The organism is Nostoc paludosum FACHB-159 (genome assembly GCF_014698835.1).
GTDB lineage: Bacteria > Cyanobacteriota > Cyanobacteriia > Cyanobacteriales > Nostocaceae > Nostoc > Nostoc paludosum.
Map to the genome: position 1 here is coordinate 229,682 of NZ_JACJTU010000006.1, position 23,296 is coordinate 252,977.

A 23,296-nucleotide genomic window follows, 5' to 3' on the forward strand; every position below is an offset into this window, starting at 1 on the left:
TTGATTGTTAGATTATTGAAAAAATTCTGCAAATGATAAGGCAGAAGGTAATAAATCTTTCGCTATTGCCTTCTGCCTATAGCAGTCCTAAATCATTTGTGAAATCTTGCTACCTAAACTGTTGGCTGTCAACTGTTAACAGTCAACAGCCACCACTGACATTTTTTACAACTTAAATGAGATTGCTATATTACACAGCATTAGCAGTCAAATTTATCTGGACAATGATATCGTTGTAATCTTTGTCACCACCATTAGCTAAATCTTCAAAACCAAATGTATTATTTCCCAACAACCGAATGTGATCTGTTTTATCAGCGTTAGCACCTAAGAATGCAAAATAAACCGTGGGATTATTATTGCTATTTTTATCAACAAACGCATCGGGTTTACCATTGACAATAATAAACGGTGCAAACAGCGAACTAGCTGCAAAAGTGCCATTGTGAGAAGCTTTACCTTGGTTAATCACTGTTAAATCAATGCCTGTAATACGCGCACGCACAGCAGCTTCGGCGTAACCAGCTTGTCCCACAAGAAGATCTGCAACACCATCATTATTGGTATCAATGCCACCACTCTCATCAGCAACTTGATAGAACCCAACACAGTTGTTGAGTGCAGCTTCTCTGTGAACTTTAAAATCAGCTTTTACTGATTGTTTCACATCCCGTAAATCAATCAGTTCGCCTTCTTTTTTGCCTTGTAAACCTGTGCCCAAAGTTACTTGTTGATTTGTTGCTTCAACCGTGACAACCAAACTCTGGAAGTTGAGAGAAAATCCTCCATTTTCTGAGCTTTCTGAGTTGCTACTCGTACTTGAAGAAAAAATTACACTTGACAATGAGGCTTTTCCAGACAGTACATCTTGAGTAGTACTGTTGGATACCATATAAAATCGGAGCTTGGTATCAGAGTCGAATTGTAAGATACTTGTCAAGTCAGCGGTACTAAAACCATTCGGCAAATTACCAAGGGAGCAGAAAATCACTTTTGAACGCAAAAGAGCCGCTTTTGCATAGCCTTCTGCACCAGGCGCTATGCCGTCAATCTTACCTTCATCATCATCAACATTAAATACACACAGTTCCTCCACTTGTTTGGAGGATTTGGTTTTAATCTTGATTGAGAGTTTTGCTTTATCACCTTTAATGTTGAGCTTAGTCTTGACACTAAAGACATCGCCTTTAATTATTGTCAGTAGGCTAACCGGCAGGATAGTGAGATCGGCCTTTTGCTCGACTGCTAGTTTAAATACATCACTGGCTTCATCTCCAGCAATATCGGTAGCAGTAACTTTGATGTTTAGACTACCCACATCTTTATTTGTTGGAGTACCCGTGAAGGTAAGGGTATCAGGATTAAAGTTCAACCAAGTGGGTAGTAGCTCATCATTTTCCAGAGTTGCAGTGTAAGTCAGGATATCCTCAGCATCTGCATCGCTGAAGGTGTCCTCTGGAATAGTGAAGTTGAAGACACTATCTTCGGTGGCTTCTCGATCCTGAATTTCATTCGCTACTTCTGGAGATTGATTTACCAAGTAACGAGCGATGGCAAAGTCATAATCAGTGCCGTTATTGCTAACTCCCGCCACCAAAATCTTGTCGTCATCTTGGACGATAATGCTGTTGCCACCCTCATCATTGCCGTTAAAGTCGCTAGTAAATTTACCAGTAGTGTTGAATGTTGTGTCGAGAGTACCATCGCTGTTATAACGGGCGATGGCAAAGTCATCATTAGTGCCGTTATTGCTATATCCGGCCACCAGAACCTTGCCGTCATCTTGGACAGCGACGCTGTTGCCAGCCTCATTACTGGCGTTAAAGTCGGTAGTAACTTTACCAGTGGTGTTGAAGGTAGTGTCGAGGGTGCCATTGCTGTTATAACGGGCGATGGCAAAGTCATCATTAGTGCCGTTATTGCTAGCTCCCACCACCAGAATCTTACCGTCATCTTGGACAGCAATGCTGTACCCACCTTCATTACTGGCGTTAAAGTCGGTAGTAACTTTACCAGTAGTGTTGAACGTGGTGTCAAGGGTGCCATCGCTGTTATAACGGGCGATGGCAAAGTCATCATTAGTGCCGTTATTGCTATATCCGGCCACCAGAATCTTGCCGTCAGATTGGATAGCGATGCTGTTGCCAGCCTCATTTTTGCTGTTAAAGTCAGTAGTAACTATACCAGTAACGTTGAAGGCGGTGTCGAGAGTGCCATCACTGTTATAACGGGCAATGGCAAAGTCATCATCAGTGCCGTTATTGCTATATCCAGCCACCAGAATCTTGCCGTCAGATTGGACAGCGATGCTGTTGCCACCCTCATCATTGCCGTTAAAGTCAGTAGTAACTTTACCAGTAGTGTTGAACGTGGTGTCGAGAGTGCCATCGCTGTTATAACGGGCAATGGCAAAGTCTTTATTAGTGCCGTTATTGCTATATCCGGCCACCAGAATCTTGCCGTCAGATTGGATGGTGATGCTGTAGCCACCCTCATCATTGCCGTTAAAGTCGGTAGTAACTTTACCAGTAGTGTTGAAGCTAGTGTCGAGAGTGCCATTACTGTTATAACGGGTGATGGCAAAGTCATCATCAGTGCCGTTATTGCTATATCCGGCTACCAGAATCTTGCCGTCATCTTGGACGGCGACGCTGTAGCTACCGTCATTACTGGCGTTAAAGTCAGTAGTAACTTTACCAGTAGTGTTGAAGGTGGTGTCGAGAACTACTTTTCCGGTCATAATTGTTTTGAAGTAATATCGGTTACCTCACACCTGTTTCTCTTGAGATTGCAAAATAGTTAGTAAGAGTAATATTCTTTGCTAGCAAGGTGAGGAATGCACTATACAGCTTATTGTCTAAATTTTTGGAAAACCTCAGTAAATAAACTGAGTTAATAGCAGTTTAGGGCTGATGCAAAGATTATACTGATAATTGCATATACACTTATACAAGCTTTACACTGGCTTCATTCAAGTTCCAATGCAAGTATCCGCCAACAAAATAACCCCACCTGCAATTCAGATGAGGTTAGAAACTTGTACAAAATCAGCGTTGCTCAATTGAGGTATGAAATTTAAAAATGAGGCATTTAAAACTCTTACTCTGGAGCGACTGGGCGTCCACCGTTCGCGTAGCGTCTCCCTTAGGAGAAGTTTTGATGCCTGCGGCAACGCCAAAGGCGAACAGCAGAAGCCGTCGCTCAAACTTCTCTCTGGGTGAGACAAATTCATACTTTGAATCAGCAATGCCACAAAATCAGTTAGCTTAACTGATTTTGAATGTTGAATTTAAGCTGTAATTACTTTTGGCTAAACCACACTAGCAGAAAAAACGAAATTATTAGCAGTAAGGCTAGTTGAGGTAATTCCAACTAATGAAGCCAACTCTGTATTTCCGGCTTTCACCAAAGTATCGCTACCCTGTTGCAATAGCGTTAAGGCACTAAATTGAGTGACGCCAATACCACCAAGCCCAATTTTATCAATACCGATCGCAAAATCAGTGACGATATTGTTGCTAGTTGGTAAACTACCATTAGCAATCCAGAATTGGTCTGCACCTGCACCACCAGTTAGGCGGTTACCACCTGCTTGACCAGCAAATAGCACATCATCTCCATCGCCACCAAACAACGAGTCATTGACACCAGAGAAGAGTTTATCATCTCCAGAACCACCATACAGGCGGTTATTGCTGCCATTACTCTTGAGGGTATCTTTACCTGAGCCACCGAAGGATAATTGGTGAGAACCTTCAACTACAGTCAAAGTATCACCGCCTGCACCACCAAATAAGTTATTACTACCACTGGCTTCGACTACGGTAATTTCGTCATCACCATTGCCACCATCAGCAGTTGTATCACCAGCAGTACCATTTTGACCGACAAAGACACTATCATTATCATCTCCCGCCGACACTGAAGAGTTACTGCCAACTAGTACCGTATCTTCACCGCCTCCGGTCAGAATTGTGTTACTTTTAGTACCTTCTACAAAGTCTGCTCCATCACCTGTGAATAAGGTTTGGTTCGACTTGAGAGTGACATCATCACTACTTGTAGTGCCAAAATCGACATCTAATGTATTTAGTCCAACGGTGCGATCGGCAAACCCCGCTGCTGTAAAGTACTGAGTATTGCCTACACTCTGATAATTAAGGATTGTTGTTTGACCATTAGCAGCTTCTTCTGAAGTCAAAGTTCCTTGGGTGTAGGAGACTGAATCAGGCCCTCCTACTAATGCCTCTGCGATGACGCGACCTTTCAAATCGCCATTACTAGGAATATCCAAACCCAGAATTTTAGCTAGGGTGGGTGCTACGTCAGCATTACTGATAGGTGCATAGTCTACATAACCTGATTTGAAGTCGGGCCCAATAGCGATCATATTATTGAAGGTATCGCCTCGACCAAAACTGCCATGCATCCCTTGTCCCTGTTGTAGGCTGGTGTCAGCAATTTCTACCTCAGCTTGGGGGTTGTTTGGGTTGGTTGGGTCGGTGCTAAAGGTTTTGAAATTGATTACGATCGCTGGAGTGGGCGTTTGAGCATCACCTTTTAGCCCGATGGCACTTAACGGTAAAGCACCTGGAATGTTTCCATAGGCATCGTCTACGAAAATACCGCTAATGTAGTCTTTTTGCGAGAGCAAATCCACTACTTGTTTCGCCAGTTCAGCATTGCCATTAGGCAAATAAATCAGATCGGAACCACCATTAGCAGCTACAACAATCTTTGCACCTGAGTCGAGTTTGCCATTGATTACTTGACCACTACCGCCAATTACGCCATTCCCGGCTGTGGGACGTTGACCCTGGGTGGCATCAACAGCAGCATACTGAATGTTATTGATGTCTAGAGGAGCGACTGTATTTTTATCGGGATCGTATAGAGGTAGATTTAGATCGTGAGCCAAATCAATTGCAACGAAACCTGGTGGTAGAAATCCCGAATTGACACCAGCGTAGGTTTGAGTCGCAGCATAACTATTAGTTGTTGTGCCTTGGTTATCAATAGCTTGTCTGCTGATGGTGGAAAAACCGTGGTCAGAAGTGATAAACACATCTGTAGTCTTGTCCAAACCCGTACTTTTGAGGTAATCAAGCAGCTGCTTTAAGTTATTGTCAGCATCCTTGATTCCAGCTTTGGAAGTCTCACCATTGATGCCTGGTGTCAAACTGTTTAAGCTATCACCTTGATTGTGTTGAGTTCCATCAGGGTCTCTTGACCAGTAGACCAATGCAAATGGTTTATCTTCTTCCTGAAACTTCGGGAGAACTGCCTTGGTAGTGGCATCGATAAAAAATTGTTGCTGGTCAGCATTAGGAACTGTAGTTCCTGGAGTTGTGTTATTGCCAGAATTACCATTTGCTCCTCTACCTGGAGTTGTGGTAGGTAGACCAGCTGCTTCTAAACGAGCCGCTATATCAGGATCGAGTGGTACAGCTTGAGGTGAACCAGTTATGGGATTAGCTGCTGCGCCTGTGCGATCGTCAATAATTACAGTATCTGGCGTGGGAATAGTTCCTGCGGTACCGCCTTCTCGGTTCACTTGTGTGACATCTTGAATGGCAACTGGCCCTAGCTTACCAATTGCAGCGGTGTTAAAGCCTTGCGCCCGTGCGTAGGATAGCAGTGACTCTTCATCAAGAAAGTTATTACCAGGAAACTTTTCGTCAATATCGCCCAGAACCGCATCATTTTCGATGAATGGCGTCACACTACCGTTAGCATTAGGGGTAGGAAAACCAGTGTAGATGGTGTTGCTAAAATCACCTGTATCGCCGAGGTAATGTCCAGTGGCGATCGCCGAAGCATTCGGTGTGGTAAATGTCGGAAATAGCGAATGACTATTGGTAAAATTAACCCCCTGCTGGCGGATGCTATATAAAGTCGGGGTATCAATGGGATTTACAGAACCATTACGCAATCCATCTGCAACAAAAATAATGACATTTCTACCGTTGCTGTTTGTATCAGCCATGCCGACTACTCCTTAAGGATTGTAAGCTACGAGCGATGCCTACGACTGGCTTCGCCTACGCAGTAGTTATGTATCTGTAGGCTGGGTGATTAATTACGCTCAACCAATGCAAAAAATATTACCTACAGAAACGTGAGTAGTATTTGGCGACAAAATGCTTAATGTCTACACAAATTAGTGCAGAAAATTTTAGTTAACCTTTCACAAGATAGTTGTTCAATGTTTAAGGAAAGTTATGGAAAAGTTAAAATTTTGGACTTTTTAAACATAAATAACTTCTTATTACTACCGAATTTCTCATGCCTTTTCTCTCTACAAAATGTTTTCAGCAAAAGTCAAAACTTTAGTGGAAAAATGCTGTTTAAACTTCTCTCTAAGGTTAGGTTTTAGATTGATTGTGCGTAATTTTTAAGATATAAAACTAGCAAACACAATCCCAGACGGCTAATAATTACTAACAGCGAGGTAGTGATACTACCTCGCTGTTAGTAAAATTAGTACAGCTATTTAAGCTGTAATTATCTTTAGGCTAAACCACACTAGCAGCAAAAACGAAATCATTGGCTGTTAGGCTAGTTGAGGTAATTCCAACTAACAAAGCCAACTCTGTATTTGATGTTTTCACTAAAGTGTCGTTACCCTGTTGCAATAGCGTTAAGCCACTAAATTGAGTCACGCCAATACCGCCAAGCCCAATTTTATCAATGCCAATTGTAAAATCACTGACGATGTTTTTGGCAGTTGGCAGACTGCTACTAGCAATCCAGAATTGGTCAATACCATTGCCACCACTGAGTTTATTACCACCTTTTTCACCAGCAAATAGCACATCATCTCCATCTCCACCAAATAATAAGTCATCGAGATTTGAGAAGAAAATGTCATCGCCAGAACCACCATACAAACGGTTCTTGTTACCTTCACTGCTGAGGGTGTCGTTACCATCTCCACCGAATAAGAATTGGCGAGAACCTTCTATGACTGTGAGAGTATCATCGCCTGCGCCTCCGAATAGATTATTACTACCACTGGTTTCCACCACGGTAATCACATCATCACCATTGCCGCCATCAGCATCGGTATTTTTAGCCGAACCGTTTTGACCAATAAATATTTGGTCGTCACCGTCTTGTGCAGATACTGAAGATTTGCTACCTACCAGCACAATGTCGTCACCCTTTCCGGTTTCGATGGTGTTGCCTTCACTACCTTCTACAAAGTCTGCACCATCACCTGTAAATAAGGTTTGATTTGGCTCAACAATGATGTCATCGCTGGTGGTGGAGCCGAAATCAATGTCTTCAGCTGGGGGTTGACCTAAACCAGGAGCAAGATTGAGAGGATTCTCTAGTTTTAGCAGAATGATTTCGTTGTTGTCTATGACTGGATTTTGAGGATCGTTGCCAGGACGACCTGTTGAGAAGGGATAGTTGTTGTCATTAGCTACCAAAATGGTGTTTTTGTCAACAACTAAAACATTTTCAATTGTGACAAATGGGAAGTCGAAGGTGGTTTTGCCATCGCCATTGAGGTCGTTGGGGTCTTGGATATTTAACAAGTCTGCAACTTCTTCTTTTGCTACGTAGCCATCTGAATCTGTTTTAGACAAGTCAATTTTGTAGATTTTCTTGAATTGAGCAGCAGCACCTTGACCATTATCCCGTTCAATCACAAGGTACTCATTGTCGTTAATGACTGCTAAATCCCCGATCGCATATCCAGGATTTTCCAGTTTGTAGTAGAGTTTCTTACCAGTATACTCTTTGCTAGCAATATCAAATTCATTGATCCGCAAAGCACCAACGGGATCGCCTTGGACTGTACCCTCTAGCAGCATGTAGAGTTTGGTTTTGCTGGCGTTAATTGCTCCACCTTCAAAACCTTTGGAGCCAGCCAAATTAGGAAAAGCATCCCCTGAGAGGACATCTGGGTTTTGTGGCGATCGCACTAAGTTGTTCTCAGGATCGCTCAAGAAATCTCGAACTTCATCCCCTGTATCTGGAAAGTCTGTGAACAGTGCGTCTACACCTAATTGAAAGAACTGCTGAAATTCTAGTTCTGGATTACCTTTGTAGTCTGCTGCTAAATACAAGTCTTCATTACGGAAGGTGTAGGGATGCACCTCTAAACCTGCATTGTGAGCATCTTGAACTAAAGTCGTGGGAGCTACCAAGTTTTTGTCAGCATCATTCACTACGCCATCGTTGTTGATATCATCTGCCAAACCATCGTTATTAGCATCAGTACCTTTGACACTAACAATCATCCGCTTCCAAGGGCCGATACCATCAGCGTAAGTGGCAATTTCAGCTAAGCCTGCTGGAGTTCGTAAATCACCATAGGTGCGTGGGTCATTACTAACTTGGAAATCATAAGGCTGACTTTCGATTAGAGTACCATCTAGTTCAATGCCAACTGCGTCTAGAAGTTGGATGAGTGGGATATCTACACCCGCATTCGGCATAATGCGATCGTTTAGATCCTTGAGGTTACCAACTTCAAAGGACTGAATGAAAATGCGATCGGGATCGGTGAAATTCTCAGCTTTGAGTGTGTCGATGAGTATTTCACTGATGTTTCTGTTAATTTTCTCTGTGGTGCCTACATAGGTGGCTTCTTGGGCAAAATAGGTGGGATGCTTGGTTTCAGGATAGATGCCAATTTTTTTACCTGTCTCGGCTTCTACTTGTTTCACCAAGTCAATAACTTCCGCCAGAGTGGGAATTTCAAATTGACCGTTAAAAGATTGGTCGCGGAAGGGTAGACGCTGGATAGCTTTTAAACTCTTGATTTCTTCGAGAGTAAAATCTTCAGCAAACCAACCTGTGATTTCATTTCCATCGAGGCTGACTGTTTTCTTGCGATCGGCAAACTGTGGATACTTGGTAATATCGTAAACGTCTGTGGTTGTATTGCTGAAATTGACAGTGCCATCGGCGTTTAAAATTGCCAAAGCAGGTTCATGGCGAGCAATTAACACACCATCTTTTGTAACAACTAAGTCAGGCTCAATAAAGTCAGCGCCGTCTTCAATTGCTTGTTTGTAGGCTTCTAGAGTATGTTCTGGAAGCTTTCCACTAGCACCTCTATGACCAATAACTAATGGTGCTTCCCCATCTAGAGTTTTGAATTTGTCAGGTGTAGCAATGGGAGCTTCTAATAACTTACCAGCAGCATCAAAATGCAGCAGATAAGGGCCAAATTCTTCTCCTACCCAGATTGTGCCGTCTTTATCAAAGACAAATGACTCGACATCAAAGTCTGCACCAGTTAGGAATCTATCGGTGGTGCCTTCATTAACTATTTTGAAAGGAATCTTGTTGTTTGGGTCAGACAGTTGAATGTAATCTAAAACTTTAACAGTGCCATCGCCATTTTCTATCCCCTTGAAGTTGGGGTCTAGACGATGGATACGTAACAAAAAGTCTTCACTATTATCTTTGCTACCATAACCATTATCTGACAGGAAATAGAGAGAGTTATTATTAGCAAACTGTACACCGCTAAACCCTTGTATTGGCTGTCCTGGGAAAGGCCCGGTTCTACCATTCCCGGAGATTTCCTCGCCAGAAGCCGGCCCCTCACCATAGGTATCAGCGGGTAAAGAGGCAAAACCTACTAATTCAATTGCCATAATTAGAATATTTTTGGGTGTTTGGTTTGAGAGCGATCGCAACAATGAGAAGGTGAAATTTTGACTGATAACTGTCAACAGCTAATATTGATGTTTTTCACAACTCGATAGGATTGCTATAGCCTTAAAGATGTTTTCATTAAAAGATTAAGAAAAGAATAAATAAAGCTGAAGAATCGATTAAAATCAAGTTATTTTTGAATAATAATATTTATCAAATTTTATCAAGAAAATGTTCAAAAAATATATTTTAAATTACGCCCGATAAATTCAATATCCCCGACTTCTTTAAGAAGTCGGGGTCTATATTTTTCAGTAATTTTGATTGAGATTATGCTAGGCGAAGCAATTAGCTTACTATACTAGCCGAGAAAACAAAATCATTGGCTGTGAGGCTATTTGAGGTAATTCCAACTAATAAAGCCAACTCTGTATTTGCGGTTTTCACTAAAGTGTCGTTACCCTGTTGCAATAGCGTTAAGCCACTAAATTGAGTCACGCCAATACCGCCAAGCCCAATTTTATCAATGCCAATTGTAAAATCACTGACGATGTTTTTGGCAGTTGGCAGACTGCTACTAGCAATCCAGAATTTGTCAATACCATTGCCACCACTGAGTTTATTACCACCTTTTTCACCAGCAAATAGCACATCATCTCCATCTCCACCAAATAATAAGTCATCGAGATTTGAGAAGAAAATGTCATCGCCAGAACCACCATACAAACGGTTCTTGCTACCTTCACTGCTGAGGGTGTCATCGCCATCTCCACCGAATAAATATTGGCGAGAACCTTCGATAACTGTCAGAGTATCATCGCCTGCGGCTCCGAATAGGTTATTACTACCACTGGCTTCCACCACGGTAATCACATCATCACCATTGCCGCCATCAACATTGGTACTGTTAGCCGCGCCATTTTGACCAATAAATATTTGGTCGTCACCTTTTTGACCGGATACACAAGAGTCACTACCTACCAGCACAATGTCGTCACCCTTTCCGGCTCGGATTGTGTTGTTTGTAGCACCTTCTACAAAGTCTGCACCATCACCTGCGAAAAATGTTTGTCCTGGTTTAAGTGTCACATCATCGCTGTTGCTAGAACCAAAATCAGGGATAGTAGGCTCTACAGTTATCAGGTTATTAGGTAGTTCCAGAATACCCAATCTCTCAGCAGGGGTATTTCCCGTAATGTTGAAGTCGTTGTCATTCAGCAAAGCTAGGGTGTTGGGTGCTACCAGCGCCAAACCTTCTAATTTTTCCACTCCGGTGTAACCCAACTGAGCAGCATTAGCAATTAAACTCTTGGTCACAGGGGTGATATTAGCAGCAGTTAATTCAGCAGAGGTCAGTTGCTCAATGGTTTTCCCTGCTGGCAAAGTAAAATTAGCAGGGTTGTTGATGTTGGTCGCCCCGGCTAAATCAATTTGGTAAATTAATTTATTGCTAGCAGATGTACCATTGTCATCTCGCTCAACTACTGCAAATTTGCCGTTACCCAAGGAAACTGCATCACCAATTTTATCAGTTCCTGGCAAACCTTCCAGACGATACAAATACTCTGCTGTTACTTGCTTGGTGACAATATCAAACTCTAGAATTCGCAGGTTAAGAGAAGCTTTAGAAGTCGCATCATTAGCAACATCTGGATTGTCAATTGGGCTTTGAATGAAGGCATATAATTTATTACCTTCCAATGCCACAGCTTCAAATCCCCGGTTATTGCGGCGTTGGGCATAAACCGCTGGCAATACTTCAATACCAAAGGTTCCGGCTGGTTGGTCTGAGTCGGGTGCAGTGGCGGTTCCTTGAGGAATAAAGCGCTCAATCAGTTTACCATTGCTATCAAAGTGGTAAATGGCAGGGCGATATTCATCTACCAACCAATAGTCGCCATTTTTGGCAACTACAATTCCCTCTAAGTCTGCACCCAAAGGATCGTTAGCTAAAACATTGTTGTCTAAATCAACAGCAATTTCATCTGTGTAAGCTAAACCGTTTCCTACAGCTTGCAGGTTAGGTAGCCCCGTTAATGGTGTCGTCCCATCTTGCCGGAATAGCTTTGTTCTGTTGGTGATGGTGATTTTACCTGTGGTGCGGTTGAGTTCAAAGCTGACTATTTCTGGCTGGAAGTCGGGTAATAAAAATGGTCTTTTGACGCCATCAGGTTCTCCATTGGGGCCCCGGTCTGTATTGGTGACAAACTTCAGGTTGCCATTTGCGGCAATTCCTTGGAAATACAACCCAGAAAAACCACCCAAGAAAATATCTTGATTTTTAGAGGTTGTACCTAACTTGGGTAAATTTTCAAAGTCATAGATAGTCAGTTTGGGTTGGGCAACAGGATTGCGGGGATCGTAACTAGTGGTGTCAATATTTAAAGGAGTGGGCAAGGCGTTAGCAATATTTTCCCAGGGTACGAGTTTGAAGTTTGAACTGATGTTTTCTTCTTCACCTTCATCGCTAACTATTTTGCCTGGTTCGTTGGAGCCATCTTGAGTCACAAATAAACCAAATGGGAAGTTAGGCCCCAGTGGCACGTTAATGACATCTGCACCGTCTGACTCTTGTACGCTGTCAATTGACCCGCTGTTTCCAACGGCGAAGTTACCGACAAATTCGTTGTTACCTTCACGGGTGTAAGCAACAAAGGTGTTGTCACCTTGGCTGGATGCTAGTAAGTAGCCTGTGCCATTTTTACCGTAATAAATGGTCAAGCCTTCGACATCGTTGGTGAGGTAATTACCGCCCAAGTCTTTAACTTTATCAATTAACTTGCCAGTGGTGCCACCGTTTGGTTCTGCTTGGTACTTCCAAATTCCCACATCTTCCTGGCCGATGTAGAGGAAGCCTGTTTCTTGGTCTACCACCATACCCTCAGTTTGAGGTTCGCGTTCGCCCTTGGCGTTGGCGGAGCCATCGCCTACTGTCGGTACAGTAAATTCTCGTACTCTCTCAATGCCAATTTTACCATTGCCTTTATCGATCAGTTTATACTGAGCTACATCTCCAGTTTCCCGGCGATTGACAAAGACATAGTAATCGTTGGTGATAGGACTGCGATACAACGCCAAGCCGTAAGCACTGCGAGAAGATGAAGAATAAGGTTCTGCAAAAGGTAGCCCTTGGAAGAGAGTGCCAATGCTGCTGTCGGTAATGTCTTCTAGGTATTGTCCGGGGGTGGTGGGGTTGGGGTTAATTCTGAAGATTGCTAGTTTATCATTTTGGCGATCGCTAGCTACGGCAATATCTATCGATTGATTGCCTAATTTAAATCCGTATTGCAAATCAATGTTGTTGTAGCGAATTCCACCAGGATTAACTGTTTGCAACAAATTACCAGACAAATCATAAACCCGCAGCCCGGCATTTTTCACTGAGGTTAATACTAGGCTATCGGCAGAATTTGTGGCATTAACATAAATGGCAGGGTCGTCAGCATCGCCCTGTTGATCTACTGGCAGTGTTTCATCGTCCAACAAATCGGGGGTAGTTTCTACCGTGGGTGCAGCGGTGGGAACTAAATCTGCACCCAAGGTAAGGATTTGGGTAAATTGGCTGCTGTTGAAGTTGTTGTCACTCACTAAAACAATCGACTGACGACCATCTGCAAGTTTGGGGCCAAAAGCGATACCTTCAATGTTATCGGTTGGCAGATCTAAGTCATTTAAATTCAACAGTAAGCGTTTTTGTGCAGGTGCGATCGCTGCTAGTTGCTCAGCACTCAAATCATTCAGAGAATCGTAGAAACTGATGTCTGTTGCACCTTGCAAAGAAATTTCGTAAATTTGGATGGTGTTGCCTACACCTTGTGCAAAGGAACGTTCTAGCGCCAGTAATGTGCCACGATTATCTATTGCTAGTAAATCTACCAAACCATTGTCAGCAGAACCTGTGCTGGGGTTTGGTGCTTCGGGGATTGCATCGGTGATGTAGAGGTATTCTTTTTCTGGTTGTCCAGTAACCAGATTGTATTGCAAAATCCGGGAACGGCTACCACTGGTGAGTGAAGCCTTTAAGCCATCTTGGGATAGGGCGTTTTCAGTGGCGGTAAATAAAGTTTTTTGGTCGGGTGTGATGGTGAGGCTTTCAAATGCCAAATTATTGTAAACGCCTGATGTCTGCGTGTCGCCTGCATCTACAATTCCGTTGTTGTTGGTGTCTGCAACTACTGGCAAGAATTTGGTAGGGATAAGTAGCGATCGCACTTCTTGACCTGTAGTCAGCGAAAACTCTTTAATAAAGGGATTAGTAACGCGACTTGCACCCAAATCCGGTCTAACTTCGCCTTCTGAAGAGATAAAAACAGTACCCTTATCAGTTAAAGCTATACCTTCTGGGTCAAGGCTAAAAGCTGTAAAAAAGTCGCCATTGCTATCTTTGAGAGGTGTGACATTGGTGAAAGTCACTTCACTACCAGCAGTGAAAGTGTAGAAGCGAGCCAAACCGTTAGTATCCGACCGAGCATCAGAGATAGCGTAGTAGACCTTGTTAACAGCATCGTAGGTGACACCAGATAGCCCGCCCACTGGAGTTGGTGTACCATTGACAGTTCCCGCCGCACCAGTAGGAATAAAGCCAGTTACAAAAGTACTTTGCGCCACAAATTCCGCACTGGGAATGGTTTTGCCTGGTTCACTTGGCCCAGTTTTGACATCCGCGAATACCAAGCGATGGTCAGAACTGGGGAAGGGAAAAGTACCTACTGGGGAGAATGTCGGGTCAGTATTTAGCGGCCAAAATACTCCTGAGTTGGCAATTGTCAAGTCAGCGGAGGGTAGGACATAATCAGTCCGTAGGTTTCCAGGAGTAGTATCAGGAAAATCCGCGGTGTCAAAAGCCGGATTACCCGTTTGGTTAGCGTTTGCACCACCCTGTAAATCTGCTTGTTGGGGGCCACCGAGACTGCTAGGAATGACATTAGTATTAATACCAGGATTTTCCAACAATTGGCGGATAGCAAAGTCAAAACTATCACCATCTTTTGGGTCAGCATTTTGGTCGCCCATAATGACAAAACTTGACCCAGCATCAATACCGCCCGTTTTACCCTCATCATCATAGATGTAATCGCCTTTACCAGGGCTAACATAGTCTGCCCAAAAGCGGATTTCATCGTGATTGCGTTTGCCGTTGCGGTCTTCTGGCCCATCAAATACCGGTGGTGTGGGGTGGCTGGCGAGGACATGAATTGTCTCGCCGTTTACTTTGATGGGTATATCCCAGTGACTTTTAGAAGAAAGGCGTAGAACTGCCAGTTCTTCTGGAGAATACCAATCATTTGGCTCTGGAGTCGCAGGATCGTCAGGAAGCAAGGCATCGGGCATATCCTTCCAGAGGAACTTTTGGAAAGTGCGGATATTGGCAGTATCGATGGGATATTTGGACAACAGCAACATTCCGAATTGCCCAGGAAAATTACCGAATCCCAAAGCATCATCGCCGTATCCTGCTTGGCCTGGAGTTGTAACTGCTGTACCGTTGTTATTTAAGTCAAATCCAGAAGCAATACCCGTATTGGAAGGAGCGATGTAGAAGTAAGGATAGTCAACAGGAGTTGCACCATTTTGACTGACCGCTAAATAATTTTGTTTAAATAATTGAACTGCCTCTGGAGAGTAATCAAACTCATTAATCAGCAGGACATCCGGATTATTACGCTGGATAATTTCTGCAACCGCCTTCGCCTGAGCATTATCAGGAGTAGAAAGATCGGTGACTAACTGACCTTCGGCATTGCGATTCAAAGAAGCATTGAACTGAGAAAAGCGAATTGTGCTTGTAGTTACCATAAGAAAAAATGGGGAATGGGGAGTTAGGAGTTAGGAGTTAGGAGTTAGGAGTTATTCTCCCCTCTGTTCCTCCGCGCCTCTGCGTGAGCTTTAAGGGACATCCAAATGAAAAAAATATCCAACTATTTGTTGTGGGGTGGGCGTCTCGCCCGCCCGTAGTCAAAGGCGGGCAAGATGCCCACCCCACAATATTGGATAATTTATTTCTTGGAAGTCCTTAAACAAAAACAAAACGAGTATCTGTTGCCAAATTTGTATTTTGGTTTAACCCGGTTTCGACAACAGCAATCAATTCCGTACCGTTGCTGGTGAAAATACCGACAGCAGATTTAATGATGGATACAGCCGACGCTGACCCTAATGAATAATTGTTAGCAACTCCTTTGAGTTCAACGCGATCGCTCGTCTGTAAGTTGAGAATATCTGCGTAGTCACTGTTACCGGAACTAGCATAGAAAACAGAAGTGCCATCGCCCAAAACGTAAGTATCTGCGCCCTGGTCGCCGTTGAGAAGGTCGATTTCGTTTGTGCCGCCTCCCCAACCAATGAGGCGATCGTTGCCATCGCCTCCAGAAACTATATCTTTGCCAAGTCCGCCTAAGATTGTGTCATTACCGCCATCGCCAAGGAGTATGTCAGCGCCTCCTTTGCCATCGAGGAAATCATTGCCTGTTCCACCGTTGATTAACTCAATGCCGTTGGTGCCGATAACGCGATCGCTCCCACCTAAAGCGTTGACTATGTACCGATCCAAACCAGTAAGCTCTTCGACAAAGATGATGTCGTTACCAGATGTGGCCTTGTTGTTAGCAACGGTCAATTCAAAAGTATCGCTGGCTGTTAGGCCTTTCTCATCAGTAGCGGTGACTGTGACTGCAAAAATACCAGTTGTCGGGACAGTGCCGGAAATAACGCCAGTGTTAGCAGTGATACTAGCTCCCCCCGGTAAACCAGTAGCGCTATAACTGAGGGTATCATCTGCATCGATGTCAGCAAATTTATTACCGACATTGAAAGAGAAGGGTTTGTTAGTAGAGATGATTTGGTCGTTGATGGGTTGCACTACCGTGGGTGCTTCATTAATGTCGTTGACTTGGATGGTCAACACCTTTTCCACAGAAAGCCCACCATTATCGGTACTGCCTAACCGAATGCTGTAGGAAGATTTGGTTTCAAAGTCTGGGGAAGCTTTGATTTGTAAGCTGTTGCCATCAATTGTGAAAGCAGCGTTATCAGTATCGCCAGTTCCAGTAACCAAGCTGTAGGTGAAAGTGTCACCTGTATCCGGGTCGGTGGTGATAAATGTACCTATGACTGTGTTTGCTGGAACATTTTCATTAACGCTGGTAGCACTCAATGTTATGTCTGTGGGAGCATCGTTTCCAGATATGTTAAACCGAGCCACACTAGGATCGTGGTCGCTATTTTGATCGGCAAATTCTGAGTTGATGTGGACTACATCATACCCATCAAGTTTACTGAGCAAATTGCCACTTACTAAAACGTGGTCAAGGGTTTGGGCGTTGCCTTCAAAGTTATAGGTGTAGCGCTCATTTTGAGGCAGAGTTTCAATCAGAGAATTCAGTCCAGCACTTTTGACGGTGTTGACAGGGTTGGAAAACTCAAAGTCATTCAAGTCACCTGCTACAACTATATTGGCATTGGGGTCGATCGCTAAAATGCTCTGGACAAAGTTTTTCACCAAGGTAGCTTGTTGTTGGCGCTGCACTTCGCTAGTCAAGGTTGGCGGTTGATTCACACCAAATAATGGTTGATCGCCACCTTTAGAATTAAAGTGATTACCAATTACATATACGGTTTCGCCGTTGAAAGTAAATTCACCCACTAACGGTTTGCGACTGCTATTGAAGGCCGAGTTGGTGGGATCGATCAAACCAGGACTATTAGAAATTGTGGGAACACCAGAGTTATTGGTAACTGTGGTGCTGGAGGTGGAACTACCACCAGGACGATCTACAAAACTGACGCGATTGGGATTAAATAAGAAACCGACCCGGATATTTCCCCCAGGTTCACCGCCATTGGTATCATCCACTGGGTTAATTTGGCGATATTCGTAGGTGGGGCCGCCAGCAGCAGCGATCGCATTAATTAATTGTTGGAAGGTAACGCTGGCATCAACTACGCTATCGTTTATCGGGCCATTATTGTCCTGAATTTCTTCCAGAGAAATGATATCTGGCGATTTCAAATTATTGACAATGCTGTTAGCAAGGTCGCTAAACTTGGTTGGAATATCGTTTGGGTCAAGATTTTCGACGTTGAAGGTAGCAATTGTCAGTTGGTCAGTGGTAGCAGTTAAATTGGTGACTTCTTTTTCAAGAGTACTGTTCTGTACTACTGTGGGAGCAGTCGATACTAAAACTTCATAGTTGCTAAAGTCGTAGCTAACGACACCTACAACAGTGCTAAGTTGGGTACCAACATTAACTTCAGGTAGCACTAAGGCATTGTTGAGATCGTCGATCTGAATCCGTTCAGGATTGAAGTCTGAGGGACTAATTAGGCTACCACCACGAGCTGTGCGCCCAGTGGCATTTGCTCCATTGTCTGCTAATACCCAAATTTCCTGTGATGTACCAAAGTTTCCAGTAGGTGAAGTGGCGATGGGGTTATTGACCTGTACAAGCATTCCTTCTAAGCTTTCATAGAAGTCGATGCCATCTTGGGCAGGGTCAAAGGTGGTTGTTCCAGTTTCGATATTACCGCTAGTATCGTTATCGATTACTGTAGTTGGGATGGTTCTGCCGCCATTACCGAGAATTGTGGCAGTTGGCAAAGCATTGCCACTGGAGAGTGTGACAATTGTAGGGGTAGTAATTTGTGTTATCGTCAGGTTATTAGCATTATTACCGGGACGAAACTCGGTGACTGTTCCAGTGACTAATATAGAATCGCCGACAGATACCGTTGGTGCTGATGAAGTGAAGACAAAAATGGCTTCAGAGGTGCGATCGTCGTTATCTGGGTTGGGGTCTTGCAGGTAAAAACCGTTACTTCTGAGTACCGTGACAATTCCCGCGACATTGTTAACTGTCTGGCCTACCAAAGCTGAGATATGCGCCGTTCCCTGAATCTCGTTAATCTTAATGGATGGGGCTACTTCGTTATCTGTCACCGTAATATCTGCACTGCCGTTAGTAAAATTTGTAGCAGCAGCAGTTATGGTTACTGTTTGGGAACCATCAAGTATTAAGTCGTCTACAGCATTAACCGCAAAGGTGACAGTCGAACTATTGCCTGTGAAGGTGACAGTTGTGGGTACTGTTGCCTCGCTTGTATCGTTACTGCTTAAATTGACAACTAAATCAGATGTGGAAGTGTCTGAGCGTGTCAATGTGGCTGTAGCAGCATTAACCCCAGCATTTTCGGCAAATGAGCTAGGAGTAATACTTAAAGACAAAGTTGGTAATGGCGGAATCGAGCGTAGACTATTGATATAAGTCGTATTAGCTCCGCCATTGGGCAAACCAGGTGTAGTGGAAGCAAATGGAATTCCTGTTGTCCAGTTAGTAGTGTTTGTTGCGCCAGCAACGTCAGAGTTTAATGCATAGCCTGTATTGTTTGTGCTAGTTCCAAAATTGACATTTGCAGCACTTGTGAAGGCTCCTGTTGCAGTGCCAATATCTACAGCAAATCCGTCTGCGGAAATGGTTGCGCCAGTATTTGAAGTATCAACCCAAACAACATCATCACCAGCAATATCTCCGGTATTTCCGCTGTTGGCATTAGGTAGGAACGAACCGCCAGCATTGAGAGCTATATTCCAGTCATTAGCTGATGGATTGTAGGATGTATCCTGAGTAACAGCTGTAGTTCCACCGACTGTAATGATAGTTCCTGCTTTAAAGGTAGAGGCTATGGAACCAAGATTTGTAAATTTATAAGCAGAAAACTTAGAGGCTTTGCTACTTGTGGAATCTCCCACAAAGAAAGACTCAAGCTGTGTCGCAGTCAAGTCTTCAGTAAGCAAAAGCTCGATGAATTCGTCAGTTGTGGTCAGGGTTCCACCACGATAAAACTCATTGATAACGATCTTGGACATAAAAACCTCTTGCTTTAATTGTGTTAAAGAGCGATCGCAGCATCACTTTGTATCAAGGCCAAACCAACAACATCAGAAGTCTGAGGGCTAGTACCGGCAGCGTCAATGCCACCTTCAAAGTCCGAAGTGTGGAGAATTTGGAGTGTAAGTGCCATTTTTTTGCCAGTAAAACTACGTTAACTGCAAAGATGCACTTCGCAATTACAGCGAAAGCAATACTAAATAGAACTTTCAGACCACCATTCTTGGCAGTTAAGAGAAGTTATTTGTACAAGTTTTGAGCATTTAACTATTCAGCCACCTTAAAGTATCTGAATAAAGTTAAGAAACAGCTAGCAAAAGGTTAAAACAACAGATAGTTGAGTTGATAAAAGGCAAAAGGCAATGGGCAAGAGGCAACAGGGTTAAAAGTCTCCTTGCGTCCAGCTTTGAGGGTTAGTTTATATTCTCAGCTATGGTGCTACTGCGATAAATTACAGCCAAAGATACAAACATTTAAAAATTTTCAGGTAAAAATTTTTAAATGGCTGCACACCACAATTTATTGAAAAAAATCAAAAATAAATATAAATTTTTCTAGATATTATGTAAGAAGCGATACACGCTGATATCGTATCGCGTGTGATTAAAGACTTATCATTTAGACCTCAAGGGAGCTAGGGAGCTGAGGAGAGGAACAGTCGCCTTGAGTCTATAAATTGGAATAATTGGCGTTGCTGAATTTTATGTATGAAAACCATTGTGCATGATATCAAAATCCTTGTAGAGACGTTGCATTGCAACGTCTGTACGCATTGCAACGTCTGTACGCATTGCAACGTCTCTACGTGTGTATTCATACTCAATTAACGGAAGTTACCAGGATTTAGGCGAACAGAGTTTGGCTGAGACTGGCGACGAATTGCGACTCCTTTGCGGAGGTTTCTGGCGGTACCACCATCTTTGGCATCAAGGAAAGGCTTGAGATTAATTCCACCTCTATACGAACTAACTCGATTATTGCCGTTGCCTAAAAGTGTGCGTCCTAAATTATATATGCTGCCTGAGCGATCGCCATAGGTATTAACAGCTACGGTTTGTTGGCCGCTATCAGCAGTAGTCAAGTTTTGGAAAATGCTATTGCGGATAACAACGGGATCTTTCCCACGGGGTACTGTCAACACAATTCTACAAGTTGGGTTAGCTTCGGTTGTCACACAGACAATGTTTTCGTTATTTTGTACAGATGTCTGGAGTTCTTGTAACCCATCTGGACGATACTGTTCTAAGCGGTTGGCAATTGCTACACAACGTTTTTCGGCATCCCAACCACCACCTAAAGTTGCAGGTGCCGCCCAAGGAAAGTATTGTCCTGGTTGACTTTGGGGCTGATACATCACGGTGTACTGCCCATTGTAAGTCTGACAACTAAAGCGAGTTGTACTGTCAGATGTAGGTGATGTTGGTATACCTGTCGATGTGTCTATTGGTACTGGTGCTGATGTGCCGCCTGATGGCACCGTTGGTACTACTACTCCATCTTCAGTAGGATAAGGATCGTATTGCGCCATTGCTGCCGAATTGCCCAGACACAAAGATAAACCAATACTGCCCAAAGATATCAATCGCAGCAGTTTTGATGACATAGCCATCCTCCAGTATAAATATGTAGGGAATTGATAATTTAACAAGAAAGAATTCAGGGGTCAGTCGTCAGAATTCAGATAAATTCTGTATGATTGGCGGATGAATAACTGGTGAAATCAAGCATTACTGAATTCTGAATTCTGAATTCTGAATTATCGCTTCTGTGTTAAGTGACGAATAATTCTATTTTTTGATTCATTAAAAACCTATTTTTTTTCCTCTCTAGCTTTTTTCTCTTGCAGCAACTTTTTCACCTGTGCTTGAATTTCTGTATGACGCCCGACTCCTTCATAGGCGTAACGATTGTAACTACTACGGGTAATCAGGTTTTCTAAATTACTAACTCGTTCCCCGCCGCCGGGATGGGAAGATAACCAACTAGGAGGTGCATTTTTTTGCTGTTTATCTAATGTCACCATTAAGTTACGTAAGCCATCAGCAGCGTAACCACTGGCTACAATTAGGCGGGTGCCGAGGGTATCTGCTTGACGTTCCATGTCGCGGCTGTAACTGAGGGCAAAGAGTTGGCCGATGGTTCCACCTAAAGGAAGATATTGAGTAACGTTAGAAATTAAGTTGCCTTGGGTGATTAATTGAAAACCGTGAGATAAAACAACATGAGATAATTCATGGCCTATTAATCCAGCTAATTCTGCTTCGGAATTAGTCTTGGCGATCGCACCTGCATTAATAAAGATCTTACCTCCAGGTAACGCAAAGGCGTTGAGACTTTCTTCTGGAATTACAAAAAATTCGTATTTAAATTCTTCACGTCCAGTGACTTTAGCTAATTTCTGTCCAATTTCGTTGACATATCCCAAAACAGTTTCGTCTGTAATCACATTCAACTGTTTTTTTGCGTCTTTGGCTACGGAATCGCCTATTGCTCTTTCACCTTGTAGCAGAATAATGGTAGAATCAATAGCCGAAAATGGCCCAAGCAAACTGCCAGTAAGAGCGTAACCTAACGCACCTGTAATAATATTACCGATGACGTTGCCTCGAATTTCTGCTCGGATATGTCTTTTGTAACGTTCGAGATTTTCTTGGGCTAAGTTTGTAAACTCAGCTGCTTGGGGATCTTCGGGGTTGAGAATGGCAAACTGACGCGCCGCCAAAGATGCTTCCATCCATTTTTTCTCACCAGCCAAGGCGTTGACTCTCGCTTTAATTAATTCTGGTTGGTCTGGATAAAGAGAAGATGCTCGTTCTAATATATCTAAGGCTTCTTTGGGGCGATCGTATTGTTTTAAAATTTGAGCATATAGGATATGACCGGGAATAAATTCTGGATATTGCTCAACTAATAATTGCAAAGGTACAACCGTTCTTGTTTGTAACTTAGTTGCTATCCCCGCCTCTGATTCTCGCCAGTATACCTTACCTCCTGGTGATAGTTGCGTAGGATCGAGTATGGCTGGTTTACGTTCTTGGGGTGTGCTTGTTTTGGTAAAAGGTTCTTTTACCTCGCGGTAAATCTTTTCTGCCTCTGGAATTTGTCCGGCGAGATAAAGCCTATCGGCTTCAATAAATTTTAGCTGACGGCTAATTTCTTCAGGACTAAGTGTCGGTTCCTGCGGAGAATCTGGCTTTTTCGGTTCGGAAACTTCCGGGGAGGCTTCTTTTGTTGATGAACGTTCTATGGCTTCCCGTAATTTTTGATCTTTAGTCGTTTCTGAACTGGGTGAGTTTATGGTTTCAACTGTAGTAGACGCAGCAGGTTCTTGTGCTGGAACTGGCGCTGTTGGCTGCGTCAAGATAATCAAAATTGATGTTCCAATCGACAGTAATACCCAGTTACAGGCTAGCAGTAGAGACTTCCAGGTTCGTTTCATGCCAGGTGCGACCTATGCAAAAGGCTGTTTTTTCAATGTTACGAGGAATTGGGAATTACGTATATGGAGCCATCGCCGCTATTTTACAACACAAAAAGCCCCGGCTAAATTAGCCGAGGCAAAGTCGAGAAGTGAGAATGACGATGAGATATGGCGATACCGAAATCTAAAAACTCTTAGCTGACGCTGAAACCAACCAAAATTAAAGTAGCGACGATTAATGTTGCAAAAGTACCTTGAATCAAGTATTTACGTTGTTCCCAAATCGCGGGGTACTCTGCATAGTACATTTTGGGTTCGGTTGCGTAGTTATTGAGAATGCCGTCTTCATCTACAGTGGTGTACATAATTT

The 23,296-nt window shown here is 43.3% G+C and carries 10 protein-coding genes; 1 reads left to right on the forward strand and 9 read right to left on the reverse strand.

Annotated elements, in window-relative coordinates; all coding sequences use genetic code 11:
• Positions 1-190: 190 nt before the first annotated feature.
• The gene (locus tag H6H03_RS08770; RefSeq protein WP_190954747.1) at positions 191-2,740 is read right to left on the reverse strand and encodes a DUF4114 domain-containing protein; all 2,550 of its coding nucleotides are present in this window, start codon (positions 2,738-2,740) and stop codon (positions 191-193) included.
• 341 nt (positions 2,741-3,081) lie between these two features.
• Here H6H03_RS08770 and H6H03_RS08775 point away from each other — a divergent pair, with 341 nt between their 5' ends.
• Positions 3,082-3,270, forward strand: coding sequence for a hypothetical protein (locus H6H03_RS08775; protein WP_190954748.1), 189 nt, complete (start codon positions 3,082-3,084; stop codon positions 3,268-3,270).
• A 40-nt stretch (positions 3,271-3,310) separates the two neighbouring features.
• Here the strand turns inward: H6H03_RS08775 and H6H03_RS08780 are convergent, their stop codons facing one another.
• From H6H03_RS08780 to psb34, 8 genes are all read right to left on the reverse strand, one after another.
• Complete coding sequence (locus H6H03_RS08780) at positions 3,311-5,986, reverse strand: alkaline phosphatase family protein (protein ID WP_190954749.1); 2,676 nt, start codon at positions 5,984-5,986, stop codon at positions 3,311-3,313.
• 529 nt (positions 5,987-6,515) lie between these two features.
• Positions 6,516-9,698 carry an esterase-like activity of phytase family protein gene (locus H6H03_RS08785; RefSeq protein ID WP_242057787.1) on the reverse strand — a complete coding sequence of 1,061 codons (3,183 nt, stop codon included), beginning with the start codon at positions 9,696-9,698 and terminating at the stop codon, positions 6,516-6,518.
• 271 nt (positions 9,699-9,969) lie between these two features.
• Positions 9,970-15,417, reverse strand: a complete 5,448-nt coding sequence (locus H6H03_RS08790; protein WP_190954750.1) for a phytase — start codon at positions 15,415-15,417, stop codon at positions 9,970-9,972.
• Between the two features lie 217 nt (positions 15,418-15,634).
• Positions 15,635-19,483, reverse strand: coding sequence for a putative Ig domain-containing protein (locus H6H03_RS08795; protein WP_190954751.1), 3,849 nt, complete (start codon positions 19,481-19,483; stop codon positions 15,635-15,637).
• 23 nt (positions 19,484-19,506) lie between these two features.
• Positions 19,507-19,638 carry a hypothetical protein gene (locus H6H03_RS41190; protein WP_277926140.1) on the reverse strand — a complete coding sequence of 44 codons (132 nt, stop codon included), beginning with the start codon at positions 19,636-19,638 and terminating at the stop codon, positions 19,507-19,509.
• A gap of 690 nt (positions 19,639-20,328) precedes the next feature.
• Positions 20,329-21,108 carry a COP23 domain-containing protein gene (locus H6H03_RS08800; protein ID WP_190954752.1) on the reverse strand — a complete coding sequence of 260 codons (780 nt, stop codon included), beginning with the start codon at positions 21,106-21,108 and terminating at the stop codon, positions 20,329-20,331.
• Positions 21,109-21,315: 207 nt separating this feature from the next.
• Positions 21,316-22,944 carry a M48 family metallopeptidase gene (locus H6H03_RS08805; RefSeq protein WP_190954753.1) on the reverse strand — a complete coding sequence of 543 codons (1,629 nt, stop codon included), beginning with the start codon at positions 22,942-22,944 and terminating at the stop codon, positions 21,316-21,318.
• A 176-nt stretch (positions 22,945-23,120) separates the two neighbouring features.
• Positions 23,121-23,291, reverse strand: a complete 171-nt coding sequence (gene psb34, locus H6H03_RS08810) for a photosystem II assembly protein Psb34 (RefSeq protein ID WP_190954754.1) — start codon at positions 23,289-23,291, stop codon at positions 23,121-23,123.
• Positions 23,292-23,296 lie beyond the last annotated feature (5 nt).

Excerpts from the sequence above, each read along its gene's own strand:
- psb34 (WP_190954754.1), bottom strand. The coding sequence starts at position 23,291 with ATGTACACCACTGTAGATGAAGACGGCATTCTCAATAACTACGCAACC.
- H6H03_RS08770 (WP_190954747.1), bottom strand. The coding sequence starts at position 2,740 with ATGACCGGAAAAGTAGTTCTCGACACCACCTTCAACACTACTGGTAAA.
- H6H03_RS41190 (WP_277926140.1), bottom strand. The coding sequence starts at position 19,638 with ATGGCACTTACACTCCAAATTCTCCACACTTCGGACTTTGAAGGTGGC.
- H6H03_RS08780 (WP_190954749.1), bottom strand. The coding sequence starts at position 5,986 with ATGGCTGATACAAACAGCAACGGTAGAAATGTCATTATTTTTGTTGCA.
- H6H03_RS08795 (WP_190954751.1), bottom strand. The coding sequence starts at position 19,483 with ATGTCCAAGATCGTTATCAATGAGTTTTATCGTGGTGGAACCCTGACC.
- H6H03_RS08790 (WP_190954750.1), bottom strand. The coding sequence starts at position 15,417 with ATGGTAACTACAAGCACAATTCGCTTTTCTCAGTTCAATGCTTCTTTG.
- H6H03_RS08805 (WP_190954753.1), bottom strand. The coding sequence starts at position 22,944 with ATGAAACGAACCTGGAAGTCTCTACTGCTAGCCTGTAACTGGGTATTA.
- H6H03_RS08800 (WP_190954752.1), bottom strand. The coding sequence starts at position 21,108 with ATGTCATCAAAACTGCTGCGATTGATATCTTTGGGCAGTATTGGTTTA.
- H6H03_RS08775 (WP_190954748.1), top strand. The coding sequence starts at position 3,082 with ATGAGGCATTTAAAACTCTTACTCTGGAGCGACTGGGCGTCCACCGTT.